The 17398-nt window shown below is 67.2% G+C and carries 18 protein-coding genes; 13 read left to right on the forward strand and 5 right to left on the reverse strand.

Annotation, left to right across the window (positions count from 1 at the left end; all coding sequences use genetic code 11):
* The first annotated feature begins 23 nt into the window (after nt 1-23).
* From E7811_RS06310 to E7811_RS06320, 3 genes are read left to right on the forward strand one after another with little or no spacing between them, the layout of a single operon-like run.
* Complete coding sequence (locus tag E7811_RS06310; protein WP_136393684.1) at nt 24-383, forward strand: CidA/LrgA family protein; 360 nt, start codon at nt 24-26, stop codon at nt 381-383.
* Nucleotides 380-1096: an LrgB family protein gene (locus E7811_RS06315; RefSeq protein WP_136393685.1), complete on the forward strand. Its 717-nt coding sequence runs from the start codon at nt 380-382 to the stop codon at nt 1094-1096. Before E7811_RS06310 ends, E7811_RS06315 begins: the two co-directional genes overlap by 4 nt.
* Nucleotides 1097-1105: 9 nt before the next feature.
* The gene (locus tag E7811_RS06320) at nt 1106-1651 is read left to right on the forward strand and encodes an NADPH-dependent FMN reductase (protein ID WP_136393686.1); all 546 of its coding nucleotides are present in this window, start codon (nt 1106-1108) and stop codon (nt 1649-1651) included.
* A 33-nt stretch (nt 1652-1684) separates the two neighbouring features.
* On the opposite strand, the gene E7811_RS06325 is transcribed toward E7811_RS06320, so the two are convergent.
* Nucleotides 1685-2752: an NAD(P)/FAD-dependent oxidoreductase gene (locus E7811_RS06325; RefSeq protein ID WP_136393687.1), complete on the reverse strand. Its 1068-nt coding sequence runs from the start codon at nt 2750-2752 to the stop codon at nt 1685-1687.
* Between the two features lie 52 nt (nt 2753-2804).
* Here E7811_RS06325 and mnmD point away from each other — a divergent pair, with 52 nt between their 5' ends.
* Both mnmD and E7811_RS06335 read left to right on the forward strand, forming a co-directional pair.
* Nucleotides 2805-3497 carry a tRNA (5-methylaminomethyl-2-thiouridine)(34)-methyltransferase MnmD gene (mnmD, locus tag E7811_RS06330; RefSeq protein WP_136393688.1) on the forward strand — a complete coding sequence of 231 codons (693 nt, stop codon included), beginning with the start codon at nt 2805-2807 and terminating at the stop codon, nt 3495-3497.
* A 124-nt stretch (nt 3498-3621) separates the two neighbouring features.
* On the forward strand, nt 3622-4500 hold the full coding sequence (locus tag E7811_RS06335) for a DMT family transporter (protein ID WP_136393689.1): 879 nt from the start codon (nt 3622-3624) through the stop codon (nt 4498-4500).
* A 6-nt stretch (nt 4501-4506) separates the two neighbouring features.
* On the opposite strand, the gene E7811_RS06340 is transcribed toward E7811_RS06335, so the two are convergent.
* Nucleotides 4507-6468, reverse strand: coding sequence for a lytic transglycosylase domain-containing protein (locus tag E7811_RS06340; protein ID WP_136393690.1), 1962 nt, complete (start codon nt 6466-6468; stop codon nt 4507-4509).
* A gap of 160 nt (nt 6469-6628) precedes the next feature.
* On the opposite strand from E7811_RS06340, the gene dapA reads away from it, so the two are divergent.
* From dapA to E7811_RS06355, 3 genes are all read left to right on the forward strand, one after another.
* Nucleotides 6629-7504: a 4-hydroxy-tetrahydrodipicolinate synthase gene (dapA, locus tag E7811_RS06345; RefSeq protein ID WP_136393691.1), complete on the forward strand. Its 876-nt coding sequence runs from the start codon at nt 6629-6631 to the stop codon at nt 7502-7504.
* Nucleotides 7505-7628: 124 nt separating this feature from the next.
* Entirely contained in the window at nt 7629-8657 is a 1029-nt protein-coding gene (locus E7811_RS06350; protein WP_136393692.1) for a trans-3-hydroxy-L-proline dehydratase, read from the forward strand.
* Between the two features lie 17 nt (nt 8658-8674).
* Nucleotides 8675-9532, forward strand: coding sequence for a DMT family transporter (locus tag E7811_RS06355; RefSeq protein ID WP_394345608.1), 858 nt, complete (start codon nt 8675-8677; stop codon nt 9530-9532).
* On the opposite strand, the gene E7811_RS06360 is transcribed toward E7811_RS06355, so the two are convergent.
* Complete coding sequence (locus tag E7811_RS06360) at nt 9529-9861, reverse strand: ion channel (protein WP_246020239.1); 333 nt, start codon at nt 9859-9861, stop codon at nt 9529-9531. The genes E7811_RS06355 and E7811_RS06360 overlap by 4 nt on opposite strands.
* Before the next feature lie 213 nt (nt 9862-10074).
* Here E7811_RS06360 and smpB point away from each other — a divergent pair, with 213 nt between their 5' ends.
* From smpB to E7811_RS06380, 4 genes are all read left to right on the forward strand, one after another.
* Nucleotides 10075-10548, forward strand: a complete 474-nt coding sequence (gene smpB, locus E7811_RS06365; RefSeq protein ID WP_136393694.1) for an SsrA-binding protein SmpB — start codon at nt 10075-10077, stop codon at nt 10546-10548.
* A gap of 163 nt (nt 10549-10711) precedes the next feature.
* Nucleotides 10712-11005, forward strand: coding sequence for a hypothetical protein (locus tag E7811_RS06370; RefSeq protein ID WP_136393695.1), 294 nt, complete (start codon nt 10712-10714; stop codon nt 11003-11005).
* Nucleotides 11006-11100: 95 nt separating this feature from the next.
* On the forward strand, nt 11101-11961 hold the full coding sequence (gene sseA, locus E7811_RS06375; protein ID WP_136393696.1) for a 3-mercaptopyruvate sulfurtransferase: 861 nt from the start codon (nt 11101-11103) through the stop codon (nt 11959-11961).
* 4 nt (nt 11962-11965) lie between these two features.
* Nucleotides 11966-13147, forward strand: coding sequence for an amino acid aminotransferase (locus E7811_RS06380; RefSeq protein WP_136393697.1), 1182 nt, complete (start codon nt 11966-11968; stop codon nt 13145-13147).
* Between the two features lie 80 nt (nt 13148-13227).
* Here the strand turns inward: E7811_RS06380 and amt are convergent, their stop codons facing one another.
* Together amt and E7811_RS06390 are read right to left on the reverse strand one after the other, a co-directional pair.
* Complete coding sequence (amt, locus tag E7811_RS06385; RefSeq protein WP_136393698.1) at nt 13228-14571, reverse strand: ammonium transporter; 1344 nt, start codon at nt 14569-14571, stop codon at nt 13228-13230.
* Nucleotides 14572-14599: 28 nt separating this feature from the next.
* Nucleotides 14600-14938 carry a P-II family nitrogen regulator gene (locus tag E7811_RS06390; RefSeq protein WP_136393699.1) on the reverse strand — a complete coding sequence of 113 codons (339 nt, stop codon included), beginning with the start codon at nt 14936-14938 and terminating at the stop codon, nt 14600-14602.
* 276 nt (nt 14939-15214) lie between these two features.
* Here E7811_RS06390 and E7811_RS06395 point away from each other — a divergent pair, with 276 nt between their 5' ends.
* Complete coding sequence (locus tag E7811_RS06395; RefSeq protein WP_136393700.1) at nt 15215-17362, forward strand: transglycosylase domain-containing protein; 2148 nt, start codon at nt 15215-15217, stop codon at nt 17360-17362.
* Nucleotides 17363-17398: the final 36 nt, after the last annotated feature.

The raw sequence follows: 17398 nt of genomic DNA on the forward strand, positions 1-17398 counted from the left end.
ACACGCAGACCGGACAGCCGCCCATGATCCATGCCCTTCTTGTCATCCTTGGTGCCCAGCTGGCGGGCGAGGCCATCGCGCAGGCGCTTGGCCTTCCGTTGCCGGGGCCCGTGCTTGGCCTGATCCTGCTGGTCGCGGGGTTTGCCACGATCCCCGGCCTTCTGGCGCTGGTGCGGCCAGTGGCGCAGGGCATCCTCGGCCACCTGTCGCTTCTGTTCGTGCCGGCCGGGGTGGGTGTCGTGGGGCATCTGGACCGCCTGGGCGCCAGCGGCCTGCCGCTGATCCTGGCCATCGTGCTTTCGACCGTCCTTGCGATTGCGGTGGGGGCGCTTGTCTTTGTCGGCGTCGCAAGACTGACGGGCGCGGAGGAGGATCGCGAATGACCGATTTCGCCGAGATCTGGACCTATCTCGCACGCGGCCCCCTGCTGTGGCTGACGGCGACGCTTGCGGCCTATTCGGTGGGGGATGCGCTGTTCCGCGCCTCGGGGCGCAAGCCCTATGTCAACGCGGTGCTGATTTCCGTCGTGCTGCTGGCCCTTCTCTTGTGGGCCACGGGCACCCCCTATCCCACCTATTTCGAGGGCGCGCAGTTCGTGCATTTCCTGCTGGGACCGGCGACCGTTTCGTTGGCGCTGCCCCTGTGGGAGGCGCTGCCGCGCCTGCGCCGGGCGGCCCTGCCGATCCTGGCCGCGCTTCTCGCCGGGTCGGCGACGGCGGCGGGGTCCGCGCTGGCCATCGCCCATGCCTTCGGCGTCACCGGCGAGACGCTGGCCTCGCTCGCGGCCAAGTCGGCAACCGCGCCGGTCGCCATCGGCGTGGCCGAGGCCCTTGGCGGGTCGCCCACCCTGACGGCGGTTCTGGTGATCCTGACCGGGATCACCGGCGCGATTGTCGCCACCCCCCTGCTGAACGCCCTGCGCATCCGCGACTGGCGCGCGCGCGGCCTTGCCGTCGGCGTCGCCGCCCATGGCATCGGGACCGCGCGGGCGTTTCAGGTCAACCCGACCGCCGGGGCCTTCGCCGGGCTGGGGATGGGGCTGAACGCGATCTTGACGGCGCTGATCGCGCCCTATGTCCTGTCCATCTTCCTGTGATGTGATGCGATGAGTGAACCAAGACTTCTGGGTATCTGCGGCGCGCTGCGCGCCGGGTCTACCAACCGGCTTCTTCTGGCCGAGGCACGGCGGCTGTTCGGCCCTTGCCAGTGGTCCGAAGGCGACTTGCGCCTGCCGCTTTATGACGGCGACCTCGAATCCCGCGACGGCATCCCCGCCGAGGTGCAGCGACTTGCCGACCAGATCGGGGCAGCCGACGGGGTGGTGATATCGACGCCCGAATACAACAAGGCCCCGCCGGGTGTGCTGAAGAACGCGCTCGACTGGGTCAGCCGCACGAAGGGCGGACCGTGGCGGAACAAGCCGGTCGCCATCATCTCGGCCGCGGCGGGCCGCGCCGGGGGGGAACGCAGCCAGTTCGCCCTGCGGCTGATGCTGACACCGTTCCGCCCCCGCCTGATCACGGGACCCGAGGTGATGGTGGCCGACAGCGGCAGTGCCTTTGACGACGACGGGCGGCTGAAGGACGCGCGGTCGGTCACGGTCCTGACCGACCTGATGGACGTGCTGCGCGGCGAAATCGGTCGGGGCTGACACCCGGCATGATGCGGCCCAGATGGGTTTCGGTCAGCGCAACGACGCCTCGACCCGGAAGCCATCGGGGATCGCATCGCGCCCTTCAAGCACCAGATCCGCCATCACCTGCGCCACCTTCGGCGCCATGCCGAAGCCGATCTTGAAACCGCCGTTGGCGATGAACTGACCCGCCCGACCGGGCCATTGCCCCAGCATCGGGGCACGCGATCGGGCGCGTGGCCGCAACCCGGCCCAACGGTCGACAATGGTCGCGCGGGCAAGGGCCGGAACCGCAGCGATGGCGCGGGCGATGACCGCGTCAAGCTGGGCATCTGTCGCGGCAGGATCGTCGAAGTCACGCTCGCTGGTCGATCCTATGGCGACCGTGCCATCGGCATGGGGCACGACATGCACCGCGTCGGCAAAGATCTGCACCAAGCCGGTCGGGTCGATCGCCGCATCGGCGGGCAACGCCAGCAGGGCCGCCTGCCCCTTGACCGGACCGCCGACATCGCGCCCCAGATCGGCGGACAGCGCCGACAAGCCCGCCGCACCCGTGGCCCAGACCACGGGGCCAGCCCCCGGGCCGGGAGTTTCCCCGGTTTCGATGACGCCGCCAAGCGCGCGGATCGCGGCCGCCAGCGCCGCCCCCGCCCGGCGTGGCGCCATTCGGGCCGTCAGCGTATCCTCGACGATCCAGCCTGACGGGCTGACGGGTTCCCAAGCCGCGCCCGTGGCCGGGCGCACGATCCATTCGGCCTTTCCCTGCCACAGCTGTGCCGCCCCTTCGGCGCGTTCGCGCGCACGATCGACGGCGGCCTGATCGGCCAGCGGCTGCAAGCGCCCCGACCTGAGGTAGGTGGAACCGACGCCCCCCGCCGCTTCAACCGCCCTCCAGAAATCCCCGGCCATCAGCAGGCTGTCCAGCTGGAACGCCTTCTTGTCGTTCCAGTTTTCCGGCGTGTGCGGGGCCAGCGCGCCCACAAGCCCCCCCGATGCGCCCGCGCCAACACGTTCACGTTCCAGCACGCGGACACGCATGCCGCGGCGGGCGGCCTCGAAGGCGATCGCAAGGCCAAAGACCCCTGCGCCCATCACCGTCAGATCCTGCGTTGCCATTCCCGCCCCCGTGTGAAAAAGCTCTGCCGCGCGGCAATAGGGCTTAGGGCAAATGACGGGCTGTGACCAGAGCGGCGGGCTGACGTGGCGCGACGGGGTGGTGCCCGTCTCGGCCCGGTTCGACGATCCCTATTTCAGCCTTGCCGACGGGTTGCAGGAAACCCGCCACGTCTTTCTGGCCGGCAACGGCCTTCCGGGGCGGTTCCGGCCGGGGTTCCACATCGCCGAGCTGGGCTTCGGCACCGGGCTGAACATGCTGGCCGCGCTGATCGCCTGGCGCGCGGCGGGCCTTCCCGGCGCGTTGCGCTTCACCAGTTTCGAAGCCTACCCGCTGTCCGCAGGCGACCTCGCCCGCGCGCTGGATCACTTCCCGGAGGCGCGCGCGGTGGCCGGCCCCTTCCTTGATCAGTGGGCTGCAGGGGGGGCTGCGGGGTCGCGACGGCTGGCCTGGGACGGGATCGAGGCCGAGGTGATCGTCGGCGATGCCCGCCTTTCCCTTCCCGCCTGGCCTGGCCGTGCCGATGCGTGGTTTCTGGACGGCTTCGCCCCTGCGAAGAACCCTGAACTGTGGTCGGCGGACCTGATGGCCGAGGTTGCCCACCATACCGTGCCGGGCGGCAGTTTCGCCACCTATACCGCCGCGGGCCACGTCCGCCGCGCTCTGGCCGACGCGGGGTTCGCCGTGGAACGGCAACAGGGGTTCGGACGCAAGCGCCACATGACAGCCGGGCGCCTGGCCGGATGACGCCGCGCGCAACCCATCGCCTGCGCCGAAGGGATTCAGGGCCGGCCCTGTTCCCGGTTCGCGCCCCTGCCCCGGACGCCCACACCCTGCCGCCGGTCGCCCCGGTTGCGCCAATGGACATCACATGACCGAACAGAACACCCGCCTTGGCATCATCCTGATGATCGTCACGACCTTCATCTTCGCCATGCAGGACGGAATCTCGCGCCATCTTGCCGGGGAATACAACGTGCTGATGGTGGTGATGATCCGTTACTGGTTCTTCGCCCTGTTCGTGATCGCGCTGGCCGCGCGCCAGTCCGGCGGGCTGCGCGCTGCGACACGGTCGCGCTTTCCGGCGATCCAGGCATTTCGCGGCCTGCTGCTGGTGGCCGAGATCTGCGTGATGGTGCTGGGGTTCGTCGCGCTTGGCCTTGTGGAAAGCCACGCGATCTTTACCTGCTATCCGCTGCTTGTGGCCGCGCTGTCCGGGCCCGTCCTGGGCGAAAAGGTGGGCTGGCGGCGCTGGACGGCGATCGGGATCGGGTTCGTCGGTGTCCTGATCATCCTGCAACCCGGCATCGCCGTGTTTTCGCCTGCCGCCCTGCTGCCGCTTCTGTCGGCCTTCATGTTCGCCCTTTACGGGCTCTTGACCCGCTATGTCGCGCGCGGGGATGCGGCGGCGGTCAGCTTTTTCTGGACCGGAACGGTGGGCGCGGTGGCGATGACCGTCGTCGGGATCTGGTTCTGGGAACCGATGACCGGGGCAGACTGGGGCTGGATGGCGCTGCTGTGCTGCACGGCAGCGGCGGGGCACTGGTGCCTGATCAAGGCCTATGAGGTGGCCGAAGCCAGCGCCGTGCAACCCTTCGCCTTCCTGCAACTGGTCTTTGCCTCGGCGCTTGGCATCACCGTCTTCGGCGAGACGCTGGAACTGAACGTCGCGGTCGGCGCGGCGCTGGTCGTGGGCGCGGGGCTGTTCACGCTCTGGCGCCAGCGCGTCGCCTCGCAACGGGGGCGCTGAACCGGCTCAGCCCTTCAGTTCGGCCGTCACCCGGACCGGGCCTGTCGTCCCGCGCAGGCGGGCACGATAGATCACAAGGCTTTCGACCACCCGCATCACATAGGTGCGGGTTTCGGTGAAGGGGATCGCCTCGACCCAGTCGATCACATCCACCTCGGGGCGGCGGGGATCGCCATATTCGTCGATCCAGCGGCGCGGACGCCCCGGCCCGGCGTTATAGCCCGATGCGACCAGCGCGACCGAAGGCCCGAATTCCTCGACCAGCTGCGCCAGATAGGCCGCGCCCATCTTCGCGTTATAGGCCGGATCGCTGGACAGGCGCGACACGTCATGTTCCATGCCCAGCTTCCGCGCCATCATCTCGCCCGTGGCGGGCATCACCTGCATCAACCCGCGCGCGCCGGCACCGCTGCGCGCCGCTGGGTCGAACTCGCTTTCGCGGCGGGCGATCGACAGGGCAAAGGCGCGGCTGACGGGCAGCCCGTCGGGGATCATCCCGACGACCGGAAAATAGGCGTGCGGCAGGATCACGCCACGTTCCGCCGCCTGCTTGGCCAGCAGAACGGCGATATGCGGCTCGCCGATCTCAAGCGCCATGTCGGCCATCTGATGCAAACCGGTGGCGTCCTGCGTCTCTGCAAGATGCAGCATGAACCGCTTGGCCAACGTGCGGTTTCCGGCATGCAGAAGCAGCATCGCCGCCTCCATCACCGACGAGTTGACAAAGCCGGCCTGCCGCCAGCCGGGGCTGGCCTTGGCATCGGACAGCAGGGACGCGTCCAGCGACAGGCCCAGCTTTTCGGCGGCAAGCAGACCGTAATAGGCCGTCTGGTGCTGCGCGGCGCGCCTGTAATCGGCCAGCGCCCCGGCCTGATCGCCCGCTGCCTCAAGAGCGCGGCCCTGCCAATACATCGCCCGCGAGGTGCTGATGGGCGTGGCAACCCCGGTTTCCAGGTGCCGGAAATGTTCCAGAGCGCGGGCGGGTTCGCCGAGGTGCCGCAGTGCGATGAAGCCTGCGAGGAATTCCAGATCGGCGAACTTGCCGCCCTCGGTCAGGCCGTGCGAGGCCGCGATGCGATAGGCCTTCGCCGGGTCGCCCCGGCGCAGCACCGCCCGCGTCAGGACCGCCCGTCGATCCGCCCACAGATCGGGACGTCCCAGCGATGTCGGGTCCGACCCCCGGTCGAGGATCAGCGCGGCGGCATCGTCGTAGCGATCGCGCTTCATCCGCCAGACGAAGCGTTCGAAGGCAAGCCCCGGATCCCCGGCAAGATCCGCCGGGACAGCAGCGATCAGCGCATCAAACCCGTCGGCGTTGGTGCGCAAGGCCAGCCGCGCTCGGGCCAGCGCCTGCCAGCCCGCGGACACGCGGGGCAGCATGCGTTCGGCCTCGGTCCGGTCGCCGTCCCACAACAGCCGGTCAAGCCGCGCCTGATGCGCCGCCGCGCCCAGGTCGGGGGCCAGCTGCAATAGGGCGGCCTCGTCCTCGGCCGTGAAGGAAAGCGCCTGCCAGGCGCGTCGCGCCTCGGTCATAGCCTCTTCGGTCCGGCCAAGCGCCATCAGCGCCCGCACCAGCGCCACGGCCCCCGCGCCGGTTGCGGGACGGTTGTCGGCGAACCACGCGGTGACGCGGCCCGGAGTCGTCGACCGTGCCACGGCAACCTCGCCCTTCTGGCGCAGGAAGGGCAGGCCCGGCCAGTCGGGACGGCGCTTGAGGAAATCCTCGTATTCGCCCAGAAGCCCCTCGCCAGCGCGCAGGCGGCTCCATTCCACCACGTCGCGGGCGACCGGCCCGCCCGCCTCGGCCGAGGTGCGGGCGGCGTCCCAGTCGTTGCGCGCGGCATGCGCCATCGCCTCGGCCAGCGCGGTCGCGGACGGGTTGGCCGCGCCGGGGCGCGGATCAAGGGCCAGTAGGATCGTCAGGGCGGCGGCCATCAGGGGCCGCATCATCATTGCTGCTCGTGTCATGGCGCGATTGTCCCCGATGCCGCGGGGCTGCGCAACTCACGTTCACGCAAGCGTTGGGAACTTGGCAAGCGCCCGCCCGAAGGATAGGAAGGCCGCGTTTGCAACACGGGCGACTCAAGGGCGGGACCGCCGCCACGCCACGACACAGGAGAAGCGTGCCATGATCAGAGGCTCCATGCCGGCCCTCGTCACGCCGTTCAGGAACGGCGAGCTGGATCTGGACACGCTGAAGAAACTTGTCGAATGGCACATCGCCGAAGGCAGCCACGGGATCGTCCCGGTCGGCACCACCGGCGAAAGCCCGACGCTGAGCCACGAGGAACACCGCACGGTGATCGAAGAGGTGGTGAAGGCCGCCGCCGGGCGCGTGCCGGTCATCGCCGGGGCCGGATCGAACAACACGGTCGAGGCGATCGACCTGATCCAGCACGCCGAACGGGCGGGCGCAAACGCCGCGCTTGTGGTGACGCCCTATTACAACAAGCCCACCCAACGCGGCCTGATCGCGCATTTCAGCGCGCTGCACGATTGCTGCAACCTGCCGATCATCATCTACAACATTCCGCCCCGGTCGGTCATCGACATGACGCCCGAAACGATGGGTGAACTGGCGAAACTGCCCCGGATCGTCGGCGTCAAGGACGCCACCGGCAAGATCGAACGTGTGAGCCAGCAGCGCGCCTCCTGCGGGAAGGATTTCATCCAGCTTTCGGGCGAGGATGCGACGGCGCTGGCCTTCAACGCGCATGGCGGTGTGGGCTGCATCTCGGTCACGGCGAACGTGGCCCCGCGTCTTTGCGCCGAATTCCAGGAAGCGACGCTGCGCGGTGATTACGCCAAGGCGCTTGAATATCAGGATCGCCTGATGCCGCTGCACGAGGCGATCTTCATCGAACCCGGCCTGGCCGGGGCGAAATACGGCCTTTCGGTTCTGGGCCTGTGTTCGGAAGAGGTGCGGCTGCCGCTGACCGGCCTTCTGGACAGCACGAAGGAACGCATCCGCGCGGCGATGCGCCACGCCGGGCTGATCAACTGATCGCCCGCCCTGCGGGATCGACGGGGGCGCCTTCGGGCGCCCCGTTCATTTCTACACGTTGTCGACATGATACTTGCGCCTGCCGCGCCATCGGCTAAGCCTTCTTTTCCGGGAGTATCAGATCATGCGCAGCACGAAGACGGTTCATGTGATTTCGGCCCATGCCGAAGGCGAGGTGGGCGATGTGATCGTGGGCGGTGTCGCCCCCCCGCCGGGTGACACGCTCTGGGCCATGCGCGAGGCGCTTTGGCAGGATCAGCGGTTGCGGAATTTCGTTCTGAACGAACCGCGCGGCGGGGTGTTCCGGCATGTGAACCTGCTGGTGCCGCCGAAGGACCCGCGCGCGCAGATGGGCTTCATCATCATGGAACCCGAAGACAACCCGCCGATGTCGGGGTCGAACTCGATCTGCGTGGCAACCGTGCTGCTGGATGCGGGCATCCTGCCGATGACCGAACCCGTGACCGAACTTCTGCTGGAGGCCCCGGGGGGGCTTGTGAAGGTGCGGGCCGAATGTCGCGACGGCAAGGCCGAACGGGTGACGGTGCAGAACCTGCCGTCCTATGCCGACAAGCTGGATCAGGTGCTGGACGTGCCGGGGATCGGGCGGCTGACGGTGGATACGGCCTATGGGGGCGATTCCTTTGTCGTCGTCGATGCGGCGGCACTTGGCCTGTCGATCGCCCCGGACGAGGCGCACCGGATCGCCACGCTTGGGGTGAAGATCATGGCCGCCGCCGAGGAACAGATCGGCTTTGTCCACCCCGAGAACCCGGATTGGGCGCATTTCTCGTTCTGCCTGTTCGCCGGTCCGCTTGAGCGGGACGGGAACGGCTGGCGCACCGCACATTCCGTGGCGATCCGCCCCGGCAAGGTCGACCGGTCGCCCACCGGCACGGCCGTGTCGGCCCGCATGGCGCTGATGTCCGCACGCGGGCTGATGGACGAGACACAGGCCTTGACCGCGCGGTCCATCATCGGATCGACCTTCACCGGGCGCATTGCCGGGCGCACCACGGTGGGCGACAAGCCCGCGATCCACCCGCAGATCACCGGCCGGGCGTGGATCACCGGGATGCACCAGCACATGCTCGATCCGGCCGATCCGTGGCCGGAAGGCTACCGCCTGTCGGATACCTGGGGCGCGCGCTAGTGCCGGATGGCGCCGGGCTGTCGGACAACCTGCGCGGCAGTCTCTATATGGTGGCCGCCATGGCGGGCTTCGCCATCGAGGACATGTTCCTGAAATCCGCCGCACGGGTGCTGCCCACGGGGCAGGTGATCCTGATCATGGGGCTGTCGGGCGTTCTGGTGTTCGGCCTGATGGCCCGGTCGCGGGGCGAGGCGATCCTGCCTGCGGCGGTCCTGTCGCGCCCGATGCTGATCCGGTCTGTCTTCGAAATCGCGGGGCGGCTGTTCTATTCGCTGTCCCTTGCATTGACCACACTGTCGGCCACCTCGGCCATCCTGCAGGCGACACCTCTGGTCGTGGTAGCGGGGGCGGCGGTCCTGTTCGGCGAACGGGTGGGATGGCGGCGCTGGACGGCGGTCATCGTCGGGTTTCTGGGCGTGCTGATCATCCTGCAGCCTGGGCTTGAGGGGTTCACGCCGCTGTCACTGCTGGCGGTGGCCGGGATGATCGGCTTTGCCGGTCGCGACCTGGCCACGCGCGCGGCACCGCGGACCCTGTCGAACCGGCAGCTTGGGGTGATGGGGTTTGCCATGCTGGCCATCGCGGGCGCGATCATCCTTGGCTTCACCGGCGGGGCGCGGATGCCCGATGCCGCCACGGCGGCCAACCTTGCGGGATGCACCGCCTTCGGCATCGCGGCCTATCACGCGCTGACCCATGCGATGCGGACCGGCGAGGTTTCGGTCGTGACACCCTTCCGCTACACGCGCCTTGTCTTTGCGCTGATCCTTGGCGCCGTCGTCTTCGGCGAACAGCCAGATGCGGCCACCCTGACGGGAAGCGCCCTGATCGTCGCCGCCGGGGTCTACACGCTGATCAGGTCACGCCGGCGTTAACCGGACTTCCGGCGGCTTTCGAACTGGCCGAGCCGCACATGGCGCAATGCCTCGACAAGAAAGGCTGTCATCAGCCCGAAGGTCAAAAGGCCGTTTGCGGCCGCCATCGCCCCCAGGATGCGCCATTCGACCGGCAGCAGGACATCGCCGAACCCCAGTGTGGTAAAGCTGACGAGGGCGAAGTAGACCGCCTCCTCATGCGTGGAGAAGATCCCGAGAAGGTCCAGGACAATGGCCCAGGTCCAAACCCCGATCGTCACCACGGCCAGAACGCAAAGCGAGACGAACACCACGACAAGGACCACCTTCAGACGGTGGGGTTCACGCATCAGCCAATCATGCCACCGGGCAAGGGCCATCTCTATGGCGAGCGCACCAAGCGCCCCGACAAGGACGGAAAAAAGAATCAAGACGGTTCCGATGGCAATTTGCAGGATCATTGGAAGTTCCGGATCATCAAGTCATCTATCACGTCGCCCAGGGCAAAGCGCAAGCGGCACGGGCTGGACAGCGGCGCGCGCCTTGCCTATCTCGGTGCGATCATGGCCCAGAAATCAGACCCCAACTCGAAACTCATCGCCGAAAACCGCCGGGCGCGGTTCGACTACCACATCGAAAGCGATCTTGAGGCCGGGATCATCCTGCAAGGCTCCGAGGTGAAGTCGCTGCGGGCAGGCGGTGCGAACATCGGCGAAAGCTATGCCAGCGTCGAGGGCGGCGAACTGTGGCTGATCAACAGCTACATCGCGCCCTATGGGCAGGCCAAGACATGGGGCCACGAGGAACGTCGCCACCGCAAGCTGTTGGTCAGCCGCAAGGAACTGGCCCGCCTGTGGAACGCGACCGCCCGCGAGGGGATGACGATCGTTCCGATCAAGATGTACTTCAACGACCGCGGCATCGTGAAAATCAAGCTGGGCATCGCCAAGGGCAAGAAACTGGCCGACAAGCGCGAAACCAGCGCCAAGCGCGACTGGGACCGCCAGAAGCAGCGCCTGCTGAAGCAGAACGGCTGACCTTACCCGACGAAACGGGGACCGAGGCGCGGAACTTCCCCCCATGCCACCGTTGCCCGAGGGCAGGCGATCTGCGACAGTCCGTCGCGACCGGGCTATCGCTGCGGCGCTGGACCCCGGCGCAATCGGGCCATGCGCCCACAGGGTAGGGAATGCGATCATCATGGAACAGCTCATCATCAGCCTGATTTCCGGCGCGGTCGGCGGCAATGTCGCGGGCGGCCTTCTGAAGAACCTCAGCCTCGGTACCGTGCTGAACTCGGTCGTGGGCATTGCCGGCGGTGGCCTCGGCAGCCAGATCCTGGGCATGCTGGGCGCGGGCGGCATGGGCGATGCCGCGGCGGCGGCGGCCGGGCTCGACATCGGATCGATCGTCAGCGGCGTCGCCGGCGGCGGTGTGGGCGGCGCTGTGCTGCTGGCTGTCGTGGGCGCGGTCAAGGGCATGCTGGCCAAGTGAACGAACAGCGGCGGGGGTGCCCGGCATCCCCGCCATTTGGCTTGCCTCATTGGCCCCGTCCGATTAATCCGGACGGGTGATGTGAGGATACGCCCATGACCCCTTCCCCCACGGATGATCCCAGGACGCTGGTATCGACAGACTGGCTGGAACGGCATCTGAAAGATCCCGATCTGCGCATTCTCGATGCCTCGTGGTACATGCCCGACAGCGGGCGCGACCCGAAAGCGGAATACCAGGCGGCGCATATCCCCGGCGCGCGCTTCTTCGACATCGACGAAATCTCGGACCTGCGGTCGTCGCTGCCGCACATGGCCCCCCCGCCCGAGAAGTTCATCAGCCGGATGCGGGCGATGGGTGTGGGCGACGGGCATCAGGTGGTGGTCTATGACGGCGCGGGCCTGTTTTCGGCGGCGCGTGTCTGGTGGCTGTTCCGCCTTATGGGCAAGACCGAGGTCGCGGTTCTGGACGGCGGCATGCCGAAATGGCGCGCCGAGGGCCGCGAGATTGAGGATATGCCCCCGATCGTGCGGGACCGCCACATCACCATCAGTCGCCAGCATCATCTGGTCAAGGATGTGACGCAGGTCGCCCATTCGTCGAAGCTGCGCGATGCCGAGATCCTAGATGCCCGATCCGAGGCACGGTTCCGGGGCGAGGTGGCGGAACCCCGGCCCGGCCTGCGGTCCGGCCACATTCCGGGGTCAAGGAACATCCCCTTCGGCACTCTGCTGAATGCCGATGGCACCATGAAGGACCCCGCCGCCCTGCGCGCCGTCTTCGAGGCGGCCGGGGTGGACCTGGCCAAGCCCACGATCACCACCTGCGGATCGGGCGTCACCGCCGCGATCATCAGCCTTGCGCTGGAACGGATCGGGCATCGCAACCATTCGCTCTATGACGGCTCGTGGTCGGAATGGGGCATGTATGACGACCTGAAGGTCGAAAAGGGATAAGACCATGCTGGAAGCACTGAAGCCGCAGCCGCAGGACAAGATCCTGCAACTGATCGCCATGTTCCGCGAAGACCAGAGGGCCGACAAGATCGACCTCGGCGTTGGCGTCTACAAGGACCCGACCGGCCTGACCCCTGTCATGCGCGCGGTGAAGGCCGCCGAACGGAAGCTGTGGGAAACCGAAACGACCAAGACCTACACGGGCCTTGCCGGCGAACCCGCCTACAACGCCGCGATGGCCCGGCTGATCCTGGCCGGCAGCGTTCCCGCCGACCGCATCGCATCGGTCGCCACGCCCGGCGGCACCGGCGCGATCCGGCAGGCTCTGGAGCTGATCCGCATGGCCTCGCCCGAGGCGAAGGTGTGGCTGTCGAACCCGACCTGGCCGAACCATCCGTCGATCATCCGCTATCTGGGCATGCCGATGGCCGAATACCGCTATTTCGACGCGGCTTCGGGTGGCGTGGATTTCGCCGGGATGATGGCCGACCTGGCGCGGGTGGCGAAGGGCGACGTGGTCCTGCTGCACGGCTGCTGCCACAACCCGACAGGCGCCAACCTGACCGCGGCGGAATGGGCGCAGGTCTGCGACGCGATGGAAGCGCGCGGCGCGATCCCGATGATCGACCTTGCCTATCAGGGCTTTGGCGACGGGCTGGAGGCGGATGCCGCGGCTACGCGGATGGTGGCGGCCCGTTTCCCGGAAGTGCTGATCGCGGCCTCTTGCAGCAAGAACTTCGGCATCTACCGGGAACGCACGGGCGTCCTGATCGCCCTGTCGAAGGATGCCGGCCAGAAGGCCATCACCCAGGGCAACCTGAACTTCCTCAACCGCCAGAACTACAGCTTCCCGCCCGACCACGGCGCGCGGGTGGTCACAATGATCGTCGAGGACGACGCGCTGCGCGCCGACTGGATGGCCGAACTGGAAGAGGTGCGGCAGAACATGCTGGGCCTGCGTCAGGCGCTGGCCGATGCGCTGCGGGCCGAAACCAATTCCGACCGGTTCGATTTCGTGGCCCGCCACCGGGGCATGTTCAGCCGTCTGGGCCTGACCGAGGCGCAGGTGACACGCCTGCGCGAGGAACACGGGATCTACATGGTCGGCGACAGCCGCATCAACATCGCCGGGCTGAACGCAAGGACCGTGCCGGTCCTGGCACGGGCGGTGGCTTCGATCCTGTAAAGGCCGCGGACCGGCAAAGAAAAAAGGCCCGGACGATTGTCCGGGCCTTTCCATTCCAGAGCTGAGCGGGAGGAGGAGACTCAGCCCTTGGCAAACTCGGGATAGGCTTCAAGACCCAGCTCCGCCTTGTCGAGGCCCAGCATTTCCTCTTCCTGGGTCGGGCGCAGGCCCATCGTCGCCTTCAGGATCACCCAGACCACCGCCGATGCGACGAAGACGAAGGCACCGATCGAGGCGAAGCCGATGAACTGCATCACGAAGCTTGTGCCTTCGGTGTAGAAGGGAACAGCCATCGTGCCCCAGAAGCCGGCAACCAGGTGCACCGGGATCGCACCGACAACGTCGTCGATCTTCATCTTGTCCAGCAGCGGCACGACGATGACCACGATCACGCCACCCACGGCACCGATCCACAGCGCGCCGAACAGCGTCGGGTCAAGCGGCCCGGCGGTGATCGAGACCAGACCCGCCAGTGCGCCGTTCAGCAGCATGGTCAGGTCAACCTTCTTGTAGATCGCTTGCGTCAGCAGCATCGCCGCCACCGCACCAGCCGCAGCCGCCATGTTGGTGTTGGCGAAGATGATCGAAACGGCATTTGCGTCGGCCTCGGTCCCCAGGGCCAGCTGCGAGGCGCCGTTGAAGCCGAACCAGCCCAGCCACAGCACGAAGGTGCCAAGCGTCGCCAGTGCCAGGTTCGAACCCGGCATCGGATGCACGCGGCCGTCCTTGCCGAACTTGCCCAGACGCGGACCAAGGATGATGGCACCGGCCAGCGCCGCGAAACCACCGGCGGCATGAACCAGAGTGGAGCCCGCGAAATCCGAGAAGCCCGCTTCCGACAGCCAGCCGCCGCCCCACTGCCAGGACGCCTCGATCGGGTAGAGGAACCCGGTCAGGACGACCGTGAAGATGAGGAACGGCCAAAGCTTGATCCGTTCGGCCAGCGTGCCCGACACGATCGAGGCGGTGGTGGCGCAGAACATCAGCTGGAAGAAGAAATCAGACCCCGCCGAATAGCCGGTTGCCAGATCGGGATCGCCGCCGATCGACTTGGGCGAGAAGGCGCCAAGATAGCCCGCGATGGACCAGCCGTCGCCCGGATACATCAGGTTGTAGCCCACGACCCAGTACATGATCGACGCGATCGAGAAGAGCGCGATGTTCTTCGTCAGCTGCATCGTGACGTTCTTGGACCGCACAAGCCCGGCTTCGAGCATGGCAAATCCGGCGGCCATCCAGAACACCAGGAAGCCCCCGATGAGGAACAAGAGCGTGTTGAAGATGAACGCGTTGTCGACCGCAGCCGCGGGCGCGGCCTCGGCGACGGCTTCGGCCGCTTCGGCGGTGGCTTCCTGCGCCCAGGCCGGAAGTGCGGCGAAGGCGGATGCAGAGGCGAGGCCCGCCAGTTTGAACAGTGTCTTCATGATTTTGGTTTCCCCTTCCCCAGACCGATCACAGCGCATCGTCATCGGTTTCACCGGTACGCACGCGCACGGCCTTTTCCACATCCACGACAAAAATCTTGCCGTCGCCGATCTTGTCGGTCTTGGCGGTCTTGCGGATCGTGTCGACCACCTGTTCGGCCAGCGCGTCGCTGACGACGATCTCGATCCGGACCTTCGGCACGAAGTTCACGGCGTATTCCGCGCCGCGGTAGATTTCGGTGTGGCCGGACTGCGAGCCGAAGCCCTTGATCTCGGTCACCATCATTCCGCGCACGCCGATGGCGGTCAGCGCCTCGCGGACCTCCTCCAGCTTGAACGGCTTGATTGCTGCAATGATCAGTTTCACGTCGGTCCCCTTCTTCCTTGTCAGGCGGCCCGGGTGGGGCCTTGCCCGTTCAGGAGGGGGGCTTCGCACCCGCAGAACAAGAATTCGCTGCAAAGCGGCGGGGGGCGAATCCGGAAGTATTGCACAAATTTTGCACTTCCCGCCCCTATCGCCCACTTTTTAGGCAATAGTCGGACCCGAATCGGAGGCACGGATACTCCACATTCCGGCGAAGTCGGGCTAGAGTGAGGCAAAACAAAAGCGTGACGAGTGCGCGGACTTTCAGGCGGAGCAGGCATGGCTGGAACGGGAAAACGGCGCGCGCCACTGGTGGTGGACCGGCGATACGCAAACACGACAGGCGCGCCCAAGAAGGCCGAGCGCCGGTCGTCCGCGCCTGCCCCGCGCGGCCCGCGCCGCAAGCGCGGCCTGATCGGCGGGCTGGTCTTCGGCTTCTTCCACCTGATCTGGCGGATCGTCTGGGGCGTCAGCTGGCGGATCGGCGCCGTGGTGGCGATGATCCTTGCCGCCTCGACCTTCTATTTCTACTCGACGCTTCCGCCGGTGGCCGATCTTCTGGACGGGCGCGCGCGCGGATCGGTCACGCTTCTGGACCGCGAGGGCAAGGTCTTTGCCTGGCGAGGGGAAACCTTTGGCGGGCAGATCACATCGGATACCGTCTCCGAACATCTGCGCAACGCGGTCATCGCGACCGAGGACAAGCGGTTCTATCGCCATTTCGGGATCAGCCCGCGCGGCATCGCCAGCGCGATCCGCATCAACCTGAGCGAGGGTCGCGGGCCGCTTTCCGGCAACGGCGGCTCGACCATCACGCAGCAGGTGGCCAAGCTTTTGTGCCTTGGCGTTCCTTATGATCCGAAGGCGTGGAAATCCGAAGCGGAATACGAGGCCGACTGCCGCACCGGGGGCGTCTGGCGCAAGATCAAGGAAGTCCCCTATGCGATGGCGATGGAGGCCAAGTATTCCAAGGCCGACATCCTGACGATCTATTTCAACCGCGCCTATCTGGGCGCCGGGGCGCGCGGGTTCGAGGCCGCGGCGCAGCGCTATTTCGGAAAGTCCGCCAATCAGGTGAACCCGTCCGAGGCGGCGATGCTGGCCGGGCTTCTGAAGGCACCGTCCTACTATGCACCGACGAACAACATGGAACGCGCCCGCGACCGCGCCCGCGTGATCATCGGGCTGATGCAGGAACAGGGGTACCTGACCGCGGCCGAGGCCGCCGATGCCATCGCGAACCCCGCGCATCTATCCCCGGCGGCGGCGGCGCGCGCGGGCGGCTTCTTTGCCGACTGGGTGATGGAATCCGGCCCCGAATCCTTTACCTCGAAGACGACCGAAGATGTGGTGATCCGCACCACGATGGACCAGCGGATGCAGAAGCAGGCCGAAGAGGCGCTGGCCCATGTCTTTGCCACCAAGGTCAAGGAAGGGTCGCAGGCGCAGGCCGCGATCGTGGTGATGAGCGCGGACGGCGCCGTGCGGGCGATGGTCGGGGGGCGCAATACCGATGGTGCCGGGTCGTTCAACCGCGCGACGCAAGCGCTGCGGCAGACCGGATCGACCTTCAAGCCCTTCGTCTATGCCGCGGCGCTGAACCTCGGCTACAGCCCGGCGGATTTCGTCGAGGATACGCCGCTGACGATGAACATCCCCGGTTCGGGGCCCTGGACGCCGCAGAACTATGACAAGACGTTCAAGGGGCTGATCACCCTGACCGAGGCGCTTGCCGAAAGCCGGAACATCCCCGCCGTGCGCGTCTCGGAGGCCGCGGGGCGCGAGGCCGTGCGCCAGGTGGCGCAGGGCTTCGGGATTCAAAGCGATCTGGCGGCGGGCCCGGCGCTGGCGCTCGGGGCTTCGGAATCCACGCTGCTGGAAATGACCGGGGCCTTCGCCGGCATCCTGAACGGCGGGTCGGCGGTGGAACCCTATGGCATGGTCGAACTGCGGCTGCGCGATGATCCGATGCCAACCTTCACCCAGACGGGCGGCATCCAGCAGCGCGTGATCTCGGAAACCGCGGCGCAGTATCTGACCTACATGATGGCCCAGGTGATCAACCAGGGCACCGGCACCCGCGCCAAGCTTGACCGCGAGGCCGCCGGAAAGACCGGCACGACGCAGGCCGCGCGGGACGCGTGGTTCATCGGCTATACCGCCGATTACGTCGCGGGCGTCTGGATGGGCTATGACGACAACAAGCCGCTGACCGGCGTGACCGGGGGCGGGCTACCTGCCGAGATATGGCGCGAGGTGATGATGCGGATCCACGAAGGCATCCCGGCGCGCCCGCTGCCCATGCTGATCCCCGAACCGCGCCTGCCGCCGGGCCAGAGCGGCGCAGCACCCGCCCGCGAACCCGCCGCCGACCCGATCGAGAACATCCTGCGCGATGTCTTCGGCAGCTTTACCGGCACCTACTGAGGCGATCCGGAAAAACATAACCCCCGGTCGCCTTCG

The organism is Aliigemmobacter aestuarii, assembly GCF_004799285.1.
Taxonomy (GTDB): domain Bacteria; phylum Pseudomonadota; class Alphaproteobacteria; order Rhodobacterales; family Rhodobacteraceae; genus Aliigemmobacter; species Aliigemmobacter aestuarii.